Origin of the sequence: Pseudomonas sp. HMWF006 (assembly GCF_003061205.1) — a bacterium.
Lineage (GTDB): Bacteria > Pseudomonadota > Gammaproteobacteria > Pseudomonadales > Pseudomonadaceae > Aquipseudomonas > Aquipseudomonas monsensis.
Map to the genome: position 1 here is coordinate 1,269 of NZ_QAIU01000579.1, position 1,371 is coordinate 2,639.

Annotated in this window: 1 protein-coding gene; it reads right to left on the reverse strand. The window is 59.6% G+C overall.

The window, feature by feature from the left end; genetic code table 11:
• Positions 1–83: 83 nt before the first annotated feature.
• On the reverse strand, positions 84–1,371 hold a 1,288-nt coding region (locus tag DBR24_RS33955; protein WP_256591866.1), incomplete at its 5' end, for a bifunctional diguanylate cyclase/phosphodiesterase.

Sequence of the window (1,371 nt, forward strand, 5' to 3'; positions counted from 1 at the left end):
ACTTTCGCAGTTGTATTGCATTTGTGGCGAGGAAGCTTGCTCTCTCGCCACAGTGTTTGTCTTGAACAACGCTCAGCGTGACGTCAGAGCGCCGCCAGCTTCTCCGCGCTCACGATGCTCTGCATGAACTTCTCTGCCGGCATCGGATGCCCCAGTAGATACCCCTGCAACGAATCACACCCCAACTGCGTGAGGAAATCCTGCTGCACGCCGGTCTCCACGCCCTCGGCGACGATCCGCAAGCCCAGCGCCTGACCCAGCGCGACAATGGCCGAGACAATCGCGGCATCGTCACTGTCATGCTCCAGATCCCGCACAAACCCCCGATCAATCTTCAACTCGTTGGCCGGCAGGCGTTTGAGGTACATCAGGCTTGAATAACCGGTACCGAAGTCGTCGATCGACAGGTCCACGCCCATGTCGGACAACTCTTGCAGCACGGTCATGCTTGCGTCGGCGTCGCTCATCGCCGTGGTTTCGGTGATTTCCAGGGTCAGGCTGTTGGCCGGCAAATGGTGGGTAGCCAGGGCCTTGGCCACGCTCTGCACCAACCCGGCGTGACAGAACTGCAATGCCGACAGGTTCACCGCGATGCGCCAGTCGGTGTAGCCCAGCACGTACCATTCGCGCATCTGCCGGCAGGCTTCATTGAGCACCCACTCACCGATGGCGATGATCACCCCGGTTTTCTCGGCCAGATCAATAAACTTGTCCGGCATCAACATGCCGTGCAACGGATGCTGCCAGCGCAACAGCGCTTCGGCGCCGACCGGATGACCATTGGCGGCGTCGAACTTCGGCTGGTAATACAGGCTGAACTGGTTGTGTTCGAGTGCCGCACGCAGGTCTTGCAACAATTGCAGCTGTTTGCGCGCGTTGCTGTTCATCGACGCATCGAAAAAGCTGTAGCCGTTTTTGCCGCCGCCCTTGGCGTGATACATCGCCGCGTCAGCGTTCATCAGCAGTTCCTGGGCGTTCTGACCATTGCCCGGGTACAGCGCAATACCGACGCTGGCAGAAATCTGCAGATCATGCTCGGCGACGCGGAACGACTGCCCGATCAGGCCGACCTGTCGCGCCGCCAGACTCAAGGCATCATTGGGCTCGCTCAGGCGCACCAGCAGCACGAATTCATCGCCGCCAATGCGCGCCAACGTGTCCTGGCTGCGCAAATCCTCACGCAGACGCAAGCCCACTTCGCGCAGCAACTGATCGCCCATGTGATGGCCAAAGGCATCGTTGACCGGTTTGAAACCGTCCAGGTCAATAAACATCAAGGCAAAGCAACCGCCCTGCTCATGGACTTTCTTGATCGCCTGGTTGATCCGGTCATCCAGCAGCATGCGGTTCGGCAGGCTGGTCAGGGTGTCG